At 57.3% G+C, this 17,395-nt stretch carries 14 protein-coding genes and 1 tRNA gene; 6 read left to right on the top strand and 9 right to left on the bottom strand.

The window, feature by feature from the left end:
* Positions 1–121: 121 nt before the first annotated feature.
* On the top strand, positions 122–1,009 hold the full coding sequence (locus AC2FI9_RS21285) for a DMT family transporter (RefSeq protein ID WP_496727332.1): 888 nt from the start codon (positions 122–124) through the stop codon (positions 1,007–1,009).
* On the opposite strand, the gene AC2FI9_RS21280 is transcribed toward AC2FI9_RS21285, so the two are convergent.
* Positions 985–1,506 (bottom strand): glutathione peroxidase, encoded by a 522-nt coding sequence (locus tag AC2FI9_RS21280; protein ID WP_496770563.1) that lies wholly within the window; start codon positions 1,504–1,506, stop codon positions 985–987. The two genes, AC2FI9_RS21285 and AC2FI9_RS21280, sit on opposite strands and share 25 nt — an antisense overlap.
* A 145-nt stretch (positions 1,507–1,651) precedes the next feature.
* On the opposite strand from AC2FI9_RS21280, the gene msrB reads away from it, so the two are divergent.
* Entirely contained in the window at positions 1,652–2,101 is a 450-nt protein-coding gene (gene msrB / locus AC2FI9_RS21275) for a peptide-methionine (R)-S-oxide reductase MsrB (RefSeq protein ID WP_496741454.1), read from the top strand.
* Positions 2,098–2,607, top strand: a complete 510-nt coding sequence (gene msrA, locus AC2FI9_RS21270) for a peptide-methionine (S)-S-oxide reductase MsrA (protein WP_496770561.1) — start codon at positions 2,098–2,100, stop codon at positions 2,605–2,607. The genes msrB and msrA overlap by 4 nt, the downstream gene beginning before the upstream one ends.
* Before the next feature lie 30 nt (positions 2,608–2,637).
* Here the strand turns inward: msrA and AC2FI9_RS21265 are convergent, their stop codons facing one another.
* From AC2FI9_RS21265 to AC2FI9_RS21235, 7 genes are all read right to left on the bottom strand, one after another.
* Complete coding sequence (locus tag AC2FI9_RS21265) at positions 2,638–4,641, bottom strand: hydantoinase/oxoprolinase family protein (protein WP_496770559.1); 2,004 nt, start codon at positions 4,639–4,641, stop codon at positions 2,638–2,640.
* A gap of 72 nt (positions 4,642–4,713) precedes the next feature.
* Positions 4,714–5,751: a tRNA epoxyqueuosine(34) reductase QueG gene (gene queG / locus AC2FI9_RS21260; protein WP_496770558.1), complete on the bottom strand. Its 1,038-nt coding sequence runs from the start codon at positions 5,749–5,751 to the stop codon at positions 4,714–4,716.
* A gap of 80 nt (positions 5,752–5,831) precedes the next feature.
* Positions 5,832–6,497 carry an FtsZ-binding protein FzlA gene (gene fzlA, locus AC2FI9_RS21255; RefSeq protein WP_496770554.1) on the bottom strand — a complete coding sequence of 222 codons (666 nt, stop codon included), beginning with the start codon at positions 6,495–6,497 and terminating at the stop codon, positions 5,832–5,834.
* 58 nt (positions 6,498–6,555) lie between these two features.
* A complete protein-coding gene (gene mtgA / locus AC2FI9_RS21250; protein WP_496741446.1) occupies positions 6,556–7,290 on the bottom strand; it encodes a monofunctional biosynthetic peptidoglycan transglycosylase in 735 nt (244 codons plus the stop codon).
* 161 nt (positions 7,291–7,451) lie between these two features.
* On the bottom strand, positions 7,452–11,984 hold the full coding sequence (gene gltB, locus AC2FI9_RS21245; RefSeq protein WP_496770551.1) for a glutamate synthase large subunit: 4,533 nt from the start codon (positions 11,982–11,984) through the stop codon (positions 7,452–7,454).
* Positions 11,981–12,415 carry a GFA family protein gene (locus tag AC2FI9_RS21240; protein ID WP_496727322.1) on the bottom strand — a complete coding sequence of 145 codons (435 nt, stop codon included), beginning with the start codon at positions 12,413–12,415 and terminating at the stop codon, positions 11,981–11,983. Before AC2FI9_RS21240 ends, gltB begins: the two co-directional genes overlap by 4 nt.
* A gap of 26 nt (positions 12,416–12,441) precedes the next feature.
* Entirely contained in the window at positions 12,442–13,875 is a 1,434-nt protein-coding gene (locus AC2FI9_RS21235; protein WP_496737318.1) for an NAD(P)-dependent oxidoreductase, read from the bottom strand.
* A 229-nt stretch (positions 13,876–14,104) separates the two neighbouring features.
* Between AC2FI9_RS21235 and AC2FI9_RS21230 the strand changes: the two genes are divergently transcribed.
* Positions 14,105–14,908, top strand: coding sequence for an undecaprenyl-diphosphate phosphatase (locus AC2FI9_RS21230; protein WP_496770549.1), 804 nt, complete (start codon positions 14,105–14,107; stop codon positions 14,906–14,908).
* Here the strand turns inward: AC2FI9_RS21230 and AC2FI9_RS21225 are convergent, their stop codons facing one another.
* Positions 14,909–15,892, bottom strand: a complete 984-nt coding sequence (locus AC2FI9_RS21225) for a complex I NDUFA9 subunit family protein (protein ID WP_496770547.1) — start codon at positions 15,890–15,892, stop codon at positions 14,909–14,911.
* A gap of 198 nt (positions 15,893–16,090) precedes the next feature.
* On the opposite strand from AC2FI9_RS21225, the gene AC2FI9_RS21220 reads away from it, so the two are divergent.
* Positions 16,091–16,177 (top strand) — tRNA-Leu (locus AC2FI9_RS21220).
* 308 nt (positions 16,178–16,485) lie between these two features.
* Positions 16,486–17,395 (top strand): CAP domain-containing protein (locus AC2FI9_RS21215; RefSeq protein WP_496770545.1); only part of this gene is annotated, 910 nt, incomplete at its 3' end.

Genomic DNA, 17,395 nt, shown 5'->3' with positions numbered 1-17,395 from the left:
ATCAATCAACAAACACCGCAATGCCGAATGTAACTGATGAGGCCTGTGGTTTTTTTGACGCGCGGCGCTTGCGCGTTTGAGATAATTCCGAAACAGTCGCGGCGTTTGGGAGAGCGTCATCATGGATCTGCGCGCCATAGCCATGGGGCTGGCATTTGCCTTCATCTGGTCGTCAGCCTTTACCTCGGCGCGGATCATCGTCGCCGATGCCTCGCCCCTTTTCTCACTGGCGCTGCGATTTTTGATCTCGGGGTTGTTGGGGGTCGCAATTGCACGGGCGATGGGCCAAAGCTGGAGGCTGACGCGCGCGCAATGGTACGCGACTATTCTGTTTGGAATATGCCAAAATGCCCTTTATTTGGGTCTGAATTTCTACGCAATGCAAACCGTACAAGCATCTGTTGCGGCGATTATTGCATCAACAATGCCCCTGATCGTGGCATTAGCCAGCTGGACACTGTTTCACGAAAAACTTCGACCACTGGGCGTGTTCGGATTGCTGGCGGGTTTCGCTGGCGTCGCATTGATCATGAGCAGCCGGATTAGCGCGGGCGCCGACCTGTTTGGCGTCATGCTGTGCGGGCTGGGCGCGCTGGCGCTCAGCTTTGCGACACTGGCTGTGCGCGGGGCAACATCCGGCGGCAATTTCATGATGGTGGTCGGGCTACAGATGCTGGTGGGCGCGGCAATTCTGTTCTTCGCGGCCCCCATATTCGAGACGATCTACATTCACCCGAACGTACCGTGGATGCTGGCCTTTGCTTATACGACACTGTTCCCTGGCTTGTTGGCGACACTGATCTGGTTCCATTTGTTGAACAGGATCGGCGCGATCCGAGCCGCAACTTTTCACTTTTTGAACCCGGTCTTTGGCGTCGCGGTCGCTGCTGCTCTGCTGGGTGAAAAGCTTGGTCCGATGGATGCGGTTGGCGTGGGCATCACAACGCTGGGAATTCTGGCAGTGCAGCTGTCTCGGCAGACCGATCAGCGCAGCAATGCCTCGACCTGACGCAAGAGCTTCGGTGAATCCGGTTTGACGTTCGAGCCATACGTCGCGACAACCTCGCCCGCTGGGTCAATCAGGATCTTGTTGAAATTCCACTTGGGGACAAAGCCCGTTTGCTGGGCAACAGCCCTATAAAACGGATGGGCACCGACGCCTTTGACTGGGGTGATGTCGGTCATGGGCAAGGTCAGACCAAAATTCATCTCGCAGAATTGTTTCACGTCTTTCGCTGACCCCAGTTCCTGATTGAAAGAATCCGAAGGGACGGCCAAAACCACGAGACCTCGATCAGCATAGGTGTCATGGATTTTTTGTAAGCCAGCGTATTGCCCCGTGAACCCGCAATGGGATGCCGTGTTCACAATCAGCACCGGCTGACCTCTCCACCCCTCAAGAGAAAGGGTTCCGCCGTCAATCGAGTCAAACTCACCGGTCAAAGGTGCAGCTTGAACAGCGCGGGCAACCAGCAATAGGACGGATAACAGAAGCAGTCTCAACATGGTGTTACCTCCTTTATTGTGAATTACGCGTGCGTTTGGCATTCGGATCACCCGCACGAGAACGCGAGCAGGCTGAAATATGATTTTGATTTTTGCCCCAGTATGCCCAAATAAAGGTCCAAGTCATATCAACACCGGAGAAGCCATGACCCGCTACACCAAAGACCCCGAGGCCATTGCCGCTCTTTCCCCTGAAGAATTTCACGTCACCCAACGCAGCGGGACCGAACGCCCCGGCACTGGAAAGCTGTTGGGAAACAAGGAACCGGGCATATACGTCGATATCGTCTCGGGCGAACCGCTATTTGCCTCGACCCACAAATACGAATCCGGATGTGGCTGGCCAAGCTTTACCAAGCCCATCGTGCACGAGCATGTTGAAGAGATTGAAGATCGCACGCTTGGCATGATCCGGACCGAGGTCCGCTCGAAACATGGCGACAGTCATCTTGGGCACGTATTCCCCGACGGTCCACGCGAACACGGCGGGCTACGCTATTGTATCAACTCCGCCTCCTTGCGGTTCATTCATCGCGATGAGATGGAGGCCGAAGGGTACAGTGAATACCTGATCCATGTGGAGGATATCCAATGACCAATGAACGCGCTGTTCTGGCCGGGGGCTGCTTTTGGGGCATGCAGGACCTGATCCGTAAATTGCCCGGCGTTTCCAGCACCCGCGTCGGCTATACTGGCGGCGACGTGCCCAACGCCACCTATCGCAACCACGGCACCCATGCCGAAGGGATCGAGATCATTTTCGACCCAGCGCAAATTACCTATCGCGACCTGCTCGAGTTCTTCTTTCAGATTCACGACCCGACAACCGTTAACCGTCAGGGCAATGATCGCGGGATGAGCTATCGCTCGGCCATCTACTATGTGGACGACGCCCAGAAACAGTTGGCTGAGGACACGATTGCCGATGTGAACGCCAGCGGGATCTGGCCCGGCAAGGTTGTGACCGAGGTCGAACCCGTCAGCGATTTCTGGGAGGCTGAGCCCGAGCATCAGGACTACCTTGAACGTATTCCCAACGGCTATACCTGCCACTTCCCGCGCCCCGATTGGGTTCTGCCCAAGCGCAGCGCGGCTGAATAACCGAATTGGCCCTCCTTCCCGCGAGGGGGGCTAACCTGAGGCCACCCTTGGGCGTCCGCTGGCTTCGACCGTGATCATCGCTTCGACAAACACGTCCTGCGCTTCGATGCGCGCGGTGCGGATGTCGCGGTCGACGACCACCCGGATATCTGCGGCGCCGGCCTGCCGCACGGCGACCTCGGCCTGATCCCGCAGAACCGTCTCCAGCAGTTCCAAGGCCTTGTCGGATTCTGTGAAATCCTGCGGCCCTTCCTCCAAATGAACCCGGTAACGCCCTTCAGACGGTGACGTCACGGTTCCTGTTCGACGCAGCGTAAGCCGACCAACAACTGCTCCGATCGCGTTGGCGACACCGGCGTGTTCCGGCAGGATCATGGTGCAATGCAGGCGATCCCCTACAGCCGGATAATAGCTGGGGGCGGATGCGCCGAGACCCACGACATCCACGTTTAGCGATGCGTCCAGCGCGATTAAGCCGCGATGCCTTGCCAGCCCTTTTTGCGTCAACACGTGCCGGGCCAAGTCAGCAGGTGCAAGACCAAAACCGTCAGCTTCTTCGGCAAAAGCAGTCTCTAATAAGGTCAAAGACGTCTGTTCGGTCAACTGATCCACGATCATCTGTGCCAGTTGTTCGGGGCTGCCGGCTAGCCTGTCACCCGTCCCCACCCGCTTGCGCGCAACCAGCTCCAACGCCTTGTGGGCTGCGTCCGCATCCCAGGTATCCAATCGGCCCAAAACATGGCTGGCATCCGATGGCGTCACACCCGAAACCTGAACGACACCGCGATCCACCAGACGCGACAAAGCTCCGTTCTCCATACGGGTGCGCAGCAGGTCACTTAGGGGCATGACGTTCTCGCCCAGCCTCTCCAACAGCGATTCTTCGCGCGCACCCAACCCGTCGGCATTGATACCGGGAACACGGCGGGCAAACCGCGTGTCATGCTCTCCCACGGTTGTTGCCCGCAACTGTGTGTCCAGAACGCCGTGAACAACCTCGGGTGCTTCTGACGCGATCAGAGATACCGGCAGCACCCGTCGTGGCCCCAGAAATACGCCGCCGCCCAGCCCTTCGGTCACCACATGCACCTGGCTATCTCCACCCAGTCCGTGGGTGCGCATGGCAACCGCCTCAACCATCGTACGAAATCCGCCGACCTGCGCGCCCGCTGGGTCAATCGCGGGTTTGCCATCCCGAATCAGCGCAACATCCGTCGTGGTGCCGCCAATATCGGACACCAGTGCATTCTCGGCCCCCGTCAACCAGCTTGCCCCAACAATCGAAGCCGCCGGCCCGCTGAGGATCGTCTCAATCGGGCGTTCCCGCGCTTGTTCGGCGCTCATCAGAGCACCATCGCCGCGCACAACCATCATCGGTGCGGTTATGCCCAGATCAATCAAACGATCCTGCGCCCGACCGATCAAACGGTCGATCATGCCGATCAAACGCGCATTCAAAACCGCCGTGACCGCGCGTTTCGGACCGTTCAGTTTGGCCGACAACTGATGAGAGCACGTTACCGGTGCCCCGGTTGTCGCGGCAATGACACGCGCGGCCTGCAATTCATGCGCCGGGTTCCGCGTTGCGAACTGCGCGGCAACCGCAAACCCGGAAACATCCTTGTGCGACGCCAAAAAGGCTTCCAGCGCGTCGACGTCCAATGGAGCAGCCTCACCCCCGGCGTGGCTATGCCCACCGCCAATCACCAGCGCTGGATCACCCTTCAGCGCATCCCGCAGCCCATGTTTCTCAAGGTCTGCTTCCTTGAACCCAATGTAAATCAGCGCGACTCGACCACCCTGCCCTTCGACCAAGGCATTCGTCGCCAACGTCGTCGACAAAGACGCCATTGAGATCTGCTCCGGCGACACCTGTGCTTGATCCAACACTGCCGAGATCGCCTGTCCAACCCCAATTGCCAGATCGGCGCGGGTTGTCAGGGATTTAGCCGAGGCGATCACCTCTTTCTCGTCCCGGATCAGCACCGCATCCGTATAGGTTCCACCCGTATCCACCCCCAAAGCCAACGCCATCGGGATCTCCTTCCTGTTCGCTGTCGATGGGTGTAGCGGTTTGGACCAACACGTCCAGCCTGTTTGCGTCACTTACGACAATCGTTTCACCGCCCAACGCGCGGCGTCCGCCACCGTTGGATCAGGATCATTGGCAAGCGACTGCGCGACGGGCATCAGATCTGACCGTTCCGAGTTGCCAATCGCGTACAGAACGTTGCGCACAAACCGATCCCGCCCGATCCTCTTGATCGGCGAGCCCGAGAACTTGGCCCGAAACGCTGCATCATCCAACACAGCAAGCTCGGCCAACGGCGGTGCTTTCAGATCATCACGTGCGGCATACCGCACATCGCTCGCTGCGATGGCGAATTTGTTCCACGGGCACGCGGCCAAACAATCGTCGCATCCATAAATCCGGTTTCCCAGCTTTTGGCGCAGCTCTTCGTCGACCGGCCCTTTATGTTCGATCGTCAGATATGAAATACATCGCCGCGCATCCAACTGATACGGCGCGGGAAACGCATCCGTCGGACAGGCGCTCAAACAAGCTCGACAATTACCGCAATGGTCAGATTCAGCCATGTCTGCAGGCAGGTCCAACGTCGTAAAAACAGAGCCTAAAAAGGCCCAATTTCCCCAGTCGCGGCTTACGAGATTGGTGTGTTTTCCCTGCCAGCCCAGCCCTGCCGCATGGCCCAAAGCCTTCTCCGGAACAGGCGCGGTATCAACAAAGACCTTTACCTCTCCACCCGCTTCCGCAATCAACCAGCGCGCCAGCCGTTTCAGCCGCTTTTTGACCAGATCGTGGTAATCCTTGTTCTGCGCATAAACAGAAATCGCCGCCTTGTCCGGATGCTGCAGAACTTCGGTCGGATCATGGTCAGGCGTATAGCTCTCGGCCAGCATGATGACCGACCGCGCCTCGGGCCACAATGCGGCCGGATCTCCGCGCCAATGGGTCCGCTCGGCCATCCACCCCATCTGCCCGTGATACCCGGCATCCAAAAACGCCTGCAAGCGCGACGGCACTTCGGGCACGTCCCAAGGTCGGCAAACACGGCAAGAGACAAATCCCTCGCTCAACGCCTGCGCCACCAGCTTTTCTTTTAAACCTGATCCGCTCTTCATCTGGCTATAAGTACCCTCGGGGTGAATTGGCCCACACCCCGGCCAAGAGGGGGCAGTCAGCCCGCTACACCCTTACCCTATCAGAAATCCAGATCAGCGTAATGCGGTGGCGGTCGGAACCCAGGAACCTGATCTGCCAATATGGACCGGAACGCAGGCCGCGACTTGATCTTGGCATACCAATCCTTGACCGCCTGAGAACGGTTCCAATCTACATCTGAGATATAATCCAGAGCAGACAAGTGCGCAGCAGCTGCAAAATCGGCCAGAGTCATCTGATCACCTGCCAGCCAGCGCCGGTGATCCAGCAGCCAAGCCATGTAGTCCAAATGATACTTGATAGCCTTTGCACCCGCCTTGACGTTTTTACTGTCGGGATAACCCTCGCCGGTCACCTTCTTGTTCACCCGCTCATACAACAGTCGAGATGTGACTTCGTGATGGAACTTGTCATCGAACCAACCAACCAAACGCCGCACCTCGTACCGCGCTTCAGGTTTTTTTGGCATCAGCGGAGGTTCAGGGCGGGTTTCTTCGATATATTCACAAATGGCCGCGCTTTCCGCCATGACCTGTCCATCCAGTCGCAACACCGGGACTTTGCCGGCTGGGTTGCGGCGCAGAAAATCCGGGTCTTGTTCCCAGTATCGTTCCTCGACCAATTCGACTTCGATTTTCTTTTCCGCAAGCGACAGGCGCACCCTGCGGCAATACGGGGACAGGGGAACATGAAACAGACGCGCCATAATCTTCCAATCGAACCAGTGAATACCCCCCAGCTTTAGCCTTGAGGGGCATAGGGTTTCAATCCTCGAAACAATCCGCGCGACCATCTGCGCGGATGGTGGCCGCCCCATCCCGGATGGATGCCGCACGTCTGCGGGTTCGAACCGACGGATCTGTGACGGATCTGTTGCGGGGGGACGGCAGGATCGCCGCCAATCGGGCCGCCTGAACTGACGACAACTTGGACGCACTCGTCCCATAGTATCGCTGTGCTGCCGCTTCGACCCCGAAGACCCCCTGACCGGTTTCGGCAACGTTCAGATATACTTCTAGGATTCGCTGCTTGCTCCAGAAGATTTCGACGACGGGTGTAATCGACGTTTCAAGCGCTTTGCGCACCCAACTGCGCCCTTGCCACAGGAACACGTTCTTCACGACCTGCTGGGTAATGGTCGAGGCCCCCCGGCTGCCGCCGTCTTCCAGCGCTTCGCGGATTGCTTCAACGTCAAAGCCCCAATGCAGGCAGAAATTCGCGTCCTCGGCGGCCACGGCAGATCTGCCCATAACCGGGGCAATTTCTTCGATCGACACCCACTCGCGCTCGACCTTCCCCAATCTTCGCCATTCCGACCAGATTGTATGAGTCACCGGCGGATTAACCACCGAGTAAAGCAGGACCAAACCCACGACAAAAGCCACAACGCCCAAGGCGATGCGTGTTACCCAACGACGAATCCGCGGAACCAGTGGCCTTTTTGATTTCGACGCCTTGCTTTTCTTTTTGCTCGACTTGCGCGCTGCTGTTCTTGCCATTTTGTTGCTATACGACGCTGTGGCCGGGTTTGGAACGGTTTATCTTGCCTGATCTGAGCGTTGCGCGGGTATGCAATCTTAAGCAAGGCCGGGACGTAAATTGAAAACCCCGCGTGTCCTTGGTGACACGCGGGGTTCTGATTTGGTCTAACAACTTTCGCTTACTCGGCGGGAACAGCAGTTGCCTCGGTCGTCAGAGGATGGCTGAGCTTGTTCAGCATCTCTTTCGGGCAAACCTGCAGGAAATTGGCCTTTTCGACCTCCCAATGCTGCAGAATGTCGGCGGCCTTACGGCTGTTGGTTTCAGCCTGATGGGTTTCGATCAGCGATTTCAGCTGATTTTCCCAATGGTCGACAGTCACCGGGCAGGTCACCAGCGTTTCCATGTTCATCAGCTGCTCGGCCTTGCCTTCGGGGTCGTACAGATAGGCCATACCGCCCGTCATACCTGCGCCAAAGTTGGCACCAATGCCACCCAAGATCACCGCAATACCACCGGTCATGTATTCACAGCCGTTCGAGCCACAGCCCTCGATCACCACAGTGGCGCCCGAATTCCGAACCGCGAACCGCTCACCTGCGCGGCCAGCCGCAAACAGGTGGCCATCAGTTGCGCCGTAAAGAACGGTGTTGCCGATAATGGTGTTTTCGTCTGCTTTCAGCGGGCTGACCTGCGGCGGACGTACAACGATTGTGCCCCCGGACAGGCCCTTGCCGACATAGTCGTTGGCATCACCAGATACCTCAAGCTTCAGACCTGGGGCCGCAAAAGCCCCCAACGACTGACCGGCCGAGCCTTGCAGTTTCACATGCAGGTGGTCGGGCTGGAACGTGTTCCGCATCCCGAAATTCTGCACGATATGGCTGGAGACCCGTGTGCCCACGGTTCGGTGCGTGTTTTGAACAGCATAGGACAGCTGCATTTTCTCACCGTCTTTCAGGAACCGTGCAGCATCGCGCACAATTTCCGCATCAAGCGTATCGGGCACTGCATTGCGATCTCTGTCGCGGTTGTAGACGATGTTATGGGCACCATCGACGGTGATCAGCAGCGGGTTGAGGTCCAGATCATCCAGATGCGCTGAACCGCGACTGACCTGCGCCAGCAGATCTGCCCGCCCGATGATGTCGTCAATCGACCGCGCACCGAGGCTGGCCAGCAGCTCGCGCACTTCCTGTGCATAGAAGGTGATCAGGTTGACGACCTTATCGGCATTACCGGTGAACTTTGCCCGCAGGGATTCGTCCTGCGTACACACACCGACCGGGCAGGTGTTCGACTGGCACTGACGCACCATGATACAGCCCATCGCGATCAGAGCAGCGGTGCCGATACCGTATTCCTCGGCCCCCATCATCGCAGCCATGACGATATCACGACCGGTGCGCAAGCCACCATCGGTTCGCAGGGTCACGCGGTCGCGCAGGTTGTTCATCGCCAAAACCTGATGTGCCTCGGTCAGGCCCATCTCCCACGGCAGACCGGCATATTTGATCGAGGTCGCCGGAGATGCCCCGGTGCCACCATTGTGGCCCGAAATCAGGATCACGTCCGCTTTGGCCTTGGCCACACCGGCAGCAATCGTGCCAACACCCGAAGACGCCACCAGTTTCACGGTAACCTTGCAGCGCGGGTTGATCTGTTTCAGGTCGTAGATCAGCTGCGCCAGATCCTCGATTGAGTAGATATCGTGGTGCGGCGGTGGAGAGATCAGGGTCACACCCTTGGTCGAATGGCGCAGTCGCGCAATCAGGTCGGTAACTTTCATGCCCGGCAGCTGACCGCCTTCACCGGGTTTGGCACCCTGAGCGACCTTAATCTCCAGTTCTTCACACTGATTCAGGTATTCGGCGGTCACACCGAACCTGCCCGAAGCGACCTGTTTGATCTTGGCCGACGGGTTGTCGCCATTGGGCTCCGGCACAAAATGTGCCGGGTCTTCGCCACCCTCGCCGGAGTCGGATTTCGCACCGATCCGGTTCATCGCCACGTTCAGCGTCTTGTGCGCCTCGGGCGATAACGCACCCAGCGACATGCCCGGCGTGACGAACCGCTTGCGGATCGAAGTGATCGACTCGACCTCTTCAATCGGGATTGGCTTGCCCAGCGGTTTAAAGTCCATCAGGTCACGCAGATGGATCGGCGGGTTCGACTGCATCTTGGCCGAGTATTGCTTCCACAGCTCATAGGACGCGCGGTTACAAGCCATTTGCATCATATGCATCGAGGTCGCTTCCCACGCGTGGGTCTCACCCGATTTACGCGCCTTATAGAACCCACCGATGGGCAGCACGTCCAGACCGCTATCCCATGCCTTGGCGTGGATCTCCTCGGCCTTCGTCTGAATACCCGTGACGCCGATGCCGGAAATCCGGCTGGTCATTCCAGGGAAGTATTCGGCCACCATCGCACGGCTCAGGCCAACGGCCTCAAAATTCAGGCCGCCGCGATAGGACGAGATTACCGAGATTCCCATCTTGGCCATGATCTTCAACAAGCCCTGATCGATCGCTTCGCGGAAGCGGGCGACATTTTCGGTCAGGGTCCCGTCCAAAAGGCCGCGATCAATACGGTCGGCCAGCGAATCCTCGGCCAGATAGGCGTTCACAACGGTCGCACCACAACCGATCAGAACGGCAAAATAGTGCGGGTCGACACATTCCGCCGAGCGTACGTTCAACGAACAGAATGTCCGTAGGCCCTGACGGGTCAGGTGTGAGTGCACCGCACTTGTGGCAAGGATCATGGGCATCGCCACACGACCTGCGCCCGAGTTCATGTCAGACAGCACCAGATGCCCAGCGCCGGACCGAACGGCCTCTTCCGCTTCGGCTCTAACACGGGCCAACGCCTCGCTTAGTGCGTTTTGGCCGGGCTCAAAGCTACAGTCGATCTCGGCCAGCGGGGCATCAAAGCTTTCAACCAGCTTGTCCCATTGCGCGTTGCCGACAAAGGGACTTTCCAGAACCACAATCTCGGTCTGGCTGCTGTCCTCATCCAGCACGTTCTTGAGGTTCGCAAACCGCGTCTTCAAAGACATCACGCGGTATTCGCGCAAAGAATCGATCGGCGGGTTGGTCACCTGGCTGAAATTCTGCCTAAAGAAATGGCTGAGCGGGCGGTATTGCTTGGACAGAACCGCCGAGGGCGTATCGTCACCCATCGAGGCCAGCGCCTCTTTGCCATCTTCCGCCATCGGGGCGAGGATCTGCTCCAGCTCCTCAACCGAATAACCAGCCGCGATCTGACGCTTGCGCAGTTCCTCTCCTGAGAAAATCGGGGTTTCGGTCACACCTGCCAGCGTGGCATCCAGATCGTGAATCTTGCCGACCCATTCGCCAAATGGCAGCGCACGGGCCAGTTTGTTCTTGATCTGCGTGTCGCGGAACAACTTGCCCTTCTTCATATCGACGGCCAGCATCTGACCTGGGCCAAGCGCGCCTTTTTCGGTCACTGTGGCCTCATCAATCGGCACCATCCCGGCCTCGGACCCTGCAATGACAAGACCGTCGCCAGTTACTACGTAACGCATCGGACGCAGACCGTTCCGGTCCAGACCCGCACAAACCCAACGGCCATCGGTCATCGCCAATGCGGCGGGGCCGTCCCACGGCTCCATCACTGAATTGCAGTAGGAATACATGTCGCGCCACGCCTGCGGCAGTTCGACCGCCTGCTTGGACCAGCTTTCCGGCACCAGCATGGTTTTCGCCATTGGGGCAGACCGGCCGGCACGGACAAGAACTTCAAAGACAGAGTCCAGAGCCGCCGAATCCGACGAACCACCTGCGATGATCGGCTTGATGTCCTCGGCATAGTCACCAAAGGTGCCGCTCGCCATGCGGATCTCATGGCTTTTCATCCAGTTGATGTTGCCCTTCAGCGTGTTGATCTCGCCGTTATGGGCCAGCATGCGGAAAGGCTGGGCCAGCCACCACTGCGGGAACGTATTGGTCGAATATCGCTGGTGGTAGATGGCAAAGGCACTTTCAAAGCGCTCGTCCATCAAATCGGGGTAGAACACCGCGACCTGCTCGGCCAACATCATGCCCTTATAGATGATCGACCGGCAGCTGAGCGAGGCCAGATACAGATCAGAAATACCGGCAGCCAGTGCCGCCTTTTCGATACGGCGACGGATCACATAAAGCTCACGCTCAAACGTGTCTTCATCCACACCTTTTGAGTTCGAGATCAGGATCTGCTCAATCTCAGGCCGGGTGGCGTTGGCTTTTTCTCCCAGGCAGGTCACATCGACCGGCACATGACGCCAACCATAAATGTAATAGCCCATGCGCAGAACTTCGGTTTCAACGATGGTCCGGCACTGTTCCTGTGCGCCAAAGTCGGTGCGTGGCAAAAAGACCTGACCAACCGCAATCAGTTGATCCAGTCGCGGCTCATGTCCGGTGCGGCGGATCTGGTCATAGAAGAACGGAACCGGGATCTGCACGTGAATACCCGCGCCATCACCCGTCTTGCCGTCTGCGTCCACCGCGCCCCGGTGCCAGATTGCCTTAAGTGCGTCGATCCCGGCATCCACCACCTTACGTGACGCTTTGCCGTCAATCGAAACCACAAGACCTACGCCGCATGAAGAATGCTCTTCGTCCTCGGAATAGAGACCATTTTCGGCCATCCATTTGCGCTTGGCTTCTTCGGCCCGCACCCAATCGGCATCATATTTGGTCATTGGCTGTCTCCTTCTTCCGGCAGGGCATACATGGCTTCGACCTCGGCTTTGGTCATCTGCCGGCGTTCTCCTGCGAACGCGTAGCCCTCGGGCTTTTTATCTATGTAAAGTTCAAGTTTCAGCGGGTTGCCGGTGTCGTCAAAAAGACCGGCAGCCATTTGGGTTTGTCCGTGCATCTCGCCCGGCAAAGTGATCCGGTACCACAGTGCCGAACCACAGTCCGAGCAAAATGCCCGTTCGGCCCAATCCGACGAGGTGTAGGTCTTGACCGGTCCCAAGGCGGCATAGCCGGGCTCTGCCGCGAAGGTTACCAGCATCGAACTGGTCCAGCGACGGCATTGATCACAATGGCAGGCTCCCAGCGATTCCCGCGCCGGGGTTGCAGTCACCGTGACCGCGCCGCACATGCATTGACCTTGCAATTCGGGCATCAGACCCTCCTGTCGCTGGGCTAGGGTTATTCGGCTGCGATGGCAGCCTTGGCGTTGAAGCGATCAATAATCGCATCGGCGCAGTCACGACCGTCACGAATGGCCCAGACCACCAGAGACGCACCGCGCACGATGTCACCAATAGCATAGACGCCGTCCATCTCGGTTGCGCCGGTCTCGAACGCTGCCTTGACGGTGCCCCAACGGGTGACGGGCAGGTCGGGCTGGCCGAACAGGGTGGGCAGGTCTTCAGGCTCAAAGCCCAGCGCCTTAATCACCAAATCGGCGTCTTCGACATAATCCGCGCCTTCGATCACTTCAGGTGCCTGACGGCCGGTCGCGTCGGGCTGACCCAGACGCATCTTCTGCACCATCACGCCTGCGACGGTGTCGTCGCCGGTAAAGCCCTTGGGCGCGCTCAGCCATTCGAACACCACGCCTTCTTCTTCGGCGTTTTGGGTTTCGCGCTGCGAACCCGGCATGTTCGCCCGGTCACGACGATAGAGGCATTTGACCGACGTGGCACCTTGCCGGATCGAGGTCCGCACACAATCCATCGCGGTATCACCGCCACCAATAACGACCACCTTCTTGCCTTCGGCATTCAAGCGGCCATTGTCGAAATCTTCGACGTCATCGCCAAAACTTTTGCGGTTCGAGGCGGTCAGGAAATCGATGGCTTTTTCGATTCCAGCCAGACCGCTGCCGGGCATAGACAGATCGCGCGATTTGTACACGCCTGTCGCAATGATTACTGCATCATGCTTGGAGCGTATTTCCTCGAACTTGGCGGCGTCTACATCGCAATTCAGCACGAACTCGACTCCACCATCTGCCAGCAGGTCATTTCGACGCTGAACAATGTCTTTTTCCAGCTTGAACCCCGGAATGCCGTACATCAGCAGACCGCCTGCGCGATCATAACGATCATAGACGGTGACCTGAATGCCCGCCCGACGCAGCATGTCAGCCGCAGCCAGACCGCCGGGGCCGCCACCGATTATGCCGACGCTTTCGCTGCGCTCGGCACCCGGAGAGGTGGGTTTCACCCAGCCTTTGTCCCAGGCGGTGTCGGTGATGTATTTCTCAATCGTGCCAATGGTAACCGTGCCGTGGCCCGATTGCTCGATCACGCAGTTGCCTTCGCACAGGCGGTCCTGCGGGCAGATTCGGCCACAAATCTCAGGGAATGTGTTGGTGGCCTGACTGGTTTGGTAGGCTTCTTCCAGACGACCCGTCGCGGTCAAATGCAGCCAGTCAGGGATGTTGTTGTGCAGTGGGCAATGCGACTGGCAGTATGGAACACCACATTGACTGCATCGGCTGGCTTGCTCCTTGGCCTTCTCTGCTGCGAATTCGGCGTAGATTTCATCAAAATCTTCTCTGCGGTCATCGGCGGCACGCTTTTCGGGCATGACGCGGTCGATCTGCACAAATTTCAGCATCGGTTGCTTGGCCACGGGTCAAACTCCATGAATTGGCTTGGTCACGTCTCTTTAAGAGATGAAAGATTGGATGAAAAGTCAACTGTACTGACCTAAATTCGAAAATCGAGGGGAAATTTAGTGGAGGTTTGAAATTAAATGCGATTTTTAGTTCCGATTCGGACCTATATGCACGCTTTCCTTTTCCACAGAGCACTTATACCCATTGGGCAAACAAAGACGTGACCACAACACGGCGGGGCAGATGGGTCTTTTTCAATTGATTCTCGCGGCGATTATTCAGGGTATCACTGAGTTTTTGCCGATCTCTTCATCTGGTCATTTGATACTGCTACCCAGCCTGACCGGACTGGACGATCAAGGCCTGGCCATCGACGTGGCCGTGCATGTGGGCACTTTGGGCGCTGTGATTCTTTATTTCTGGTCCGATGTGAAACAGGCCGTCTCCGGGCTGCCACGGGCGTTGACCGGACGGGCCGACACACCACAGGCGCAGCTGGCCATGGGTCTGATAGTCGCCACGATTCCCACCGTGATTGTCGGGGCTATCCTGTTCAAAACCGGCCTGATCGAGGCGTTTCGGTCAATGGCGGTCATTGGCTGGACCATGCTGGTTTTTGGCCTCGTTCTGTATTGGGCCGATCAAAATGGGCCGCAGACCAAAGAAGCAAGCGAATGGGGTCTGCGCGATGCGTTGATCATGGGGCTGTGGCAGGTTCTCGCCCTGATACCCGGAACATCCCGGTCCGGCATTACCATCACCGGCGCGCGCCAATTGGGCTATACGCGCGAGGATGGCGCGCGGATTGCGATGTTGATGTCGATCCCGACCATTCTGGCCTCAGGTATTTTGCTGTCAGTCGATGTTATCCGCGAAGCAGACGCCCAATTGGCCCGAGACGGGGCAATCGCGGCATTCTTTGCTTTTATCTCAGCTCTGCTGGCTCTGACCCTGATGATGCGCCTGCTGCGCAGTGTCAGCTTTACACCTTATGTGATCTACCGCGTGATCCTGGGTGCCATCCTGCTTGCAATCGCCTATAGCTGATCAGGTCCGCAGATTGTTGGCCGAGTTCTGGATGTCGTCGTACTGACCCGAGGGGCGGAACTTCCACAGGTAATCCGGCAGTACGGATTCCAGTGTCGCTGGCTCGATCCCAAGATCGGTAAATCCTTTGGCCCCGTCGGACACAACATTGTCGCGGCGCAGGTTTTTCAGCTGATCGCGCGTCAGGATGTGGTTCGGGAACAACTGGAAGCTGGCGAATTTAACAATGTCCAACACGCCAGCCATTATGCGGGCCACAAAGAAGGGCATTCCGATGATCACCCGACGACGGTGAATCACATCAAGCATCTGCTGCATCAGCGCGCGAAAGGTTTTCACCTCGGGCCCGCCCAATTCGTACACACCGGGCTCAGCGTGACCCAAAACACCCTGAACGGCTGCCTTGGCCACGTCATCCACATAGACCGGCTGGAATTTGGTTTCGGCTCCGACTAGCGGCAGGAAAGGTCCCATCCGGGTCATCCCGGCAAAACGATTAAAGAACTGATCTTCGGTTCCGAAAATCACAGACGGCCGCAGAATAATTGCATCTGGCATATGGGTCAGCACACCGGCCTCACCATGCGCCTTGGTTCGCGAATATTCGCTGTCGGACTCAGCGTCCGCTCCGATGGCCGAGATATGAACCATTTGGGAAATGCCCTGATCGGCCGCCAAACGCGCGATCCGCTCGGCCCCATCGGCCTGCACGGCGTCAAAGGCGTTCTTGCCCAGCTCGTTCAGAACGCCGACGCAATTCACCACCGCGTCTGCCCCGTGCATTGCAGCAGCGACCGAGGCATCATCACGGATGTTGCACAAAATGGGTTCAACCTGACCAACCACGCCATAGGGCCTGACAAACATCGCCTCATTCGGGCGCCGCACCGCCACCCGGACACGCCACCCTTCATTTGCCATGCGCCGCGTAATATACCGGCCGACAAATCCCGATCCGCCGTAAATCGTGACCATTTTCGACATGAGAGGGCTCCTGCTTGTGGGTCCTCTATCGATCTAGCGCTCTGAGGCTTGTCAAACAAGGCGCAATAACGCCGCGCGTCAGTGAAAAGACCAACCAATTCAAACTGAATTTGGATGTGCGAAAAAAACTTTCAAAAATCTTCCCGAATCTGGTTGACCCTTCCAGCCAGTGGGCTTAAACGCCCCTCCACGACACCTGCCCAGGTGGCGGAATTGGTAGACGCGCTAGCTTCAGGTGCTAGTGTCCGTATGGACGTGGAGGTTCGAGTCCTCTCCTGGGCACCAAATCCCCTACATTCGGTAGAAAAGCAGGCCACGGCATGCTGCTTTACTTACTCGAGTTTACTTGCGCTTGGTCGTTGTTAGCGCATTCCTTGAACCTTTGAGAATCCTCTGCGAAACTGTGGCACGTCGCGGAATATCATTGCCAAACTGGTACATAGGTTTTCTTGCGGTTTTCCGCCTAACTGCAAAGGAAATGTAGCAGAGACCCGCTGTTTTTCTCCTACATTTCCATACAGATTATTAGTGCCACAGTTCTGCCGCTATCCCAACCGACAATACAAAAAACGCGAAACACTTTAGGTAAGTCGATGTCACAGGCAGACTCTCTAGAACGAGATATGTTGGATCTGATTAACGCGGAGAGAGCTAAAGTTGGCGCGCCGCCGCTTGTTCTGGAACTTAATCTCAACGAAGCGTCCGAAGATCACAGTAGGTGGATGATTGCGACGGACATTTTTTCTCATACCGGTGTGAACAACTCGAATCCGGGAGCACGCATGGATGACGCCGGGTTCAATTTTAGCGGAAGTTACAGCTGGGCAGAAAACATAGCAGGAAGGTCCGTCCGAGCTCCTGACGGTTTCGATGACGAGGTTATCGGGCTTCACAATCAACTGATGAACAGCGATGGACACAGGGCCAACCTGCTGAACCCCGATTTTGACTACGTTGGAATCGGTATCGAGATTGGAGAGTATCAAGGGCGCACTTGGGCATTTGTAACCCAGAATTTTGCCCGAACCGGAGGATCAGTCGATTTGGACACCGGTGCCGATGCCCCAGCCTCCGGAGGCAGCGGCGAGACACCCTCTCCTTCAAACCAACCATCTGCCGCACCACACGTCCTCCCACGCAATCTCGCCGATGGCACTGAAGCACTAGAATATATTGCGTCTTACTCCGACTTAATTTCGGCATTCGGAACTAACGCCGACGCGGGTTTGCGGCACTACGCGGATCATGGGTATTTTGAACAACGCAAAGTCACTTTTGACGGGTTGGAATACATTGCGTCGTATTCTGATCTCATCCAAGCATTCGGAGCAAATAGTGACGCTGGTACGCGCCACTTTATCTCCCACGGTAACACCGAAGGAAGAAAACAGACGTTTGACGGCTTGGAATACATCGCTTCACATAATGATCTCATCCAAGCATTCGGAGCAAATAGTGACGCTGGTACGCGCCACTTTATCTCCCACGGTAACACCGAAGGAA

The sequence above is a fragment of the Ruegeria sp. CDSA246 genome (assembly GCF_059611225.1).
Note: the sequence above shows the minus strand (reverse complement) of the source record. Positions and strands in the feature narration are given on the sequence as shown.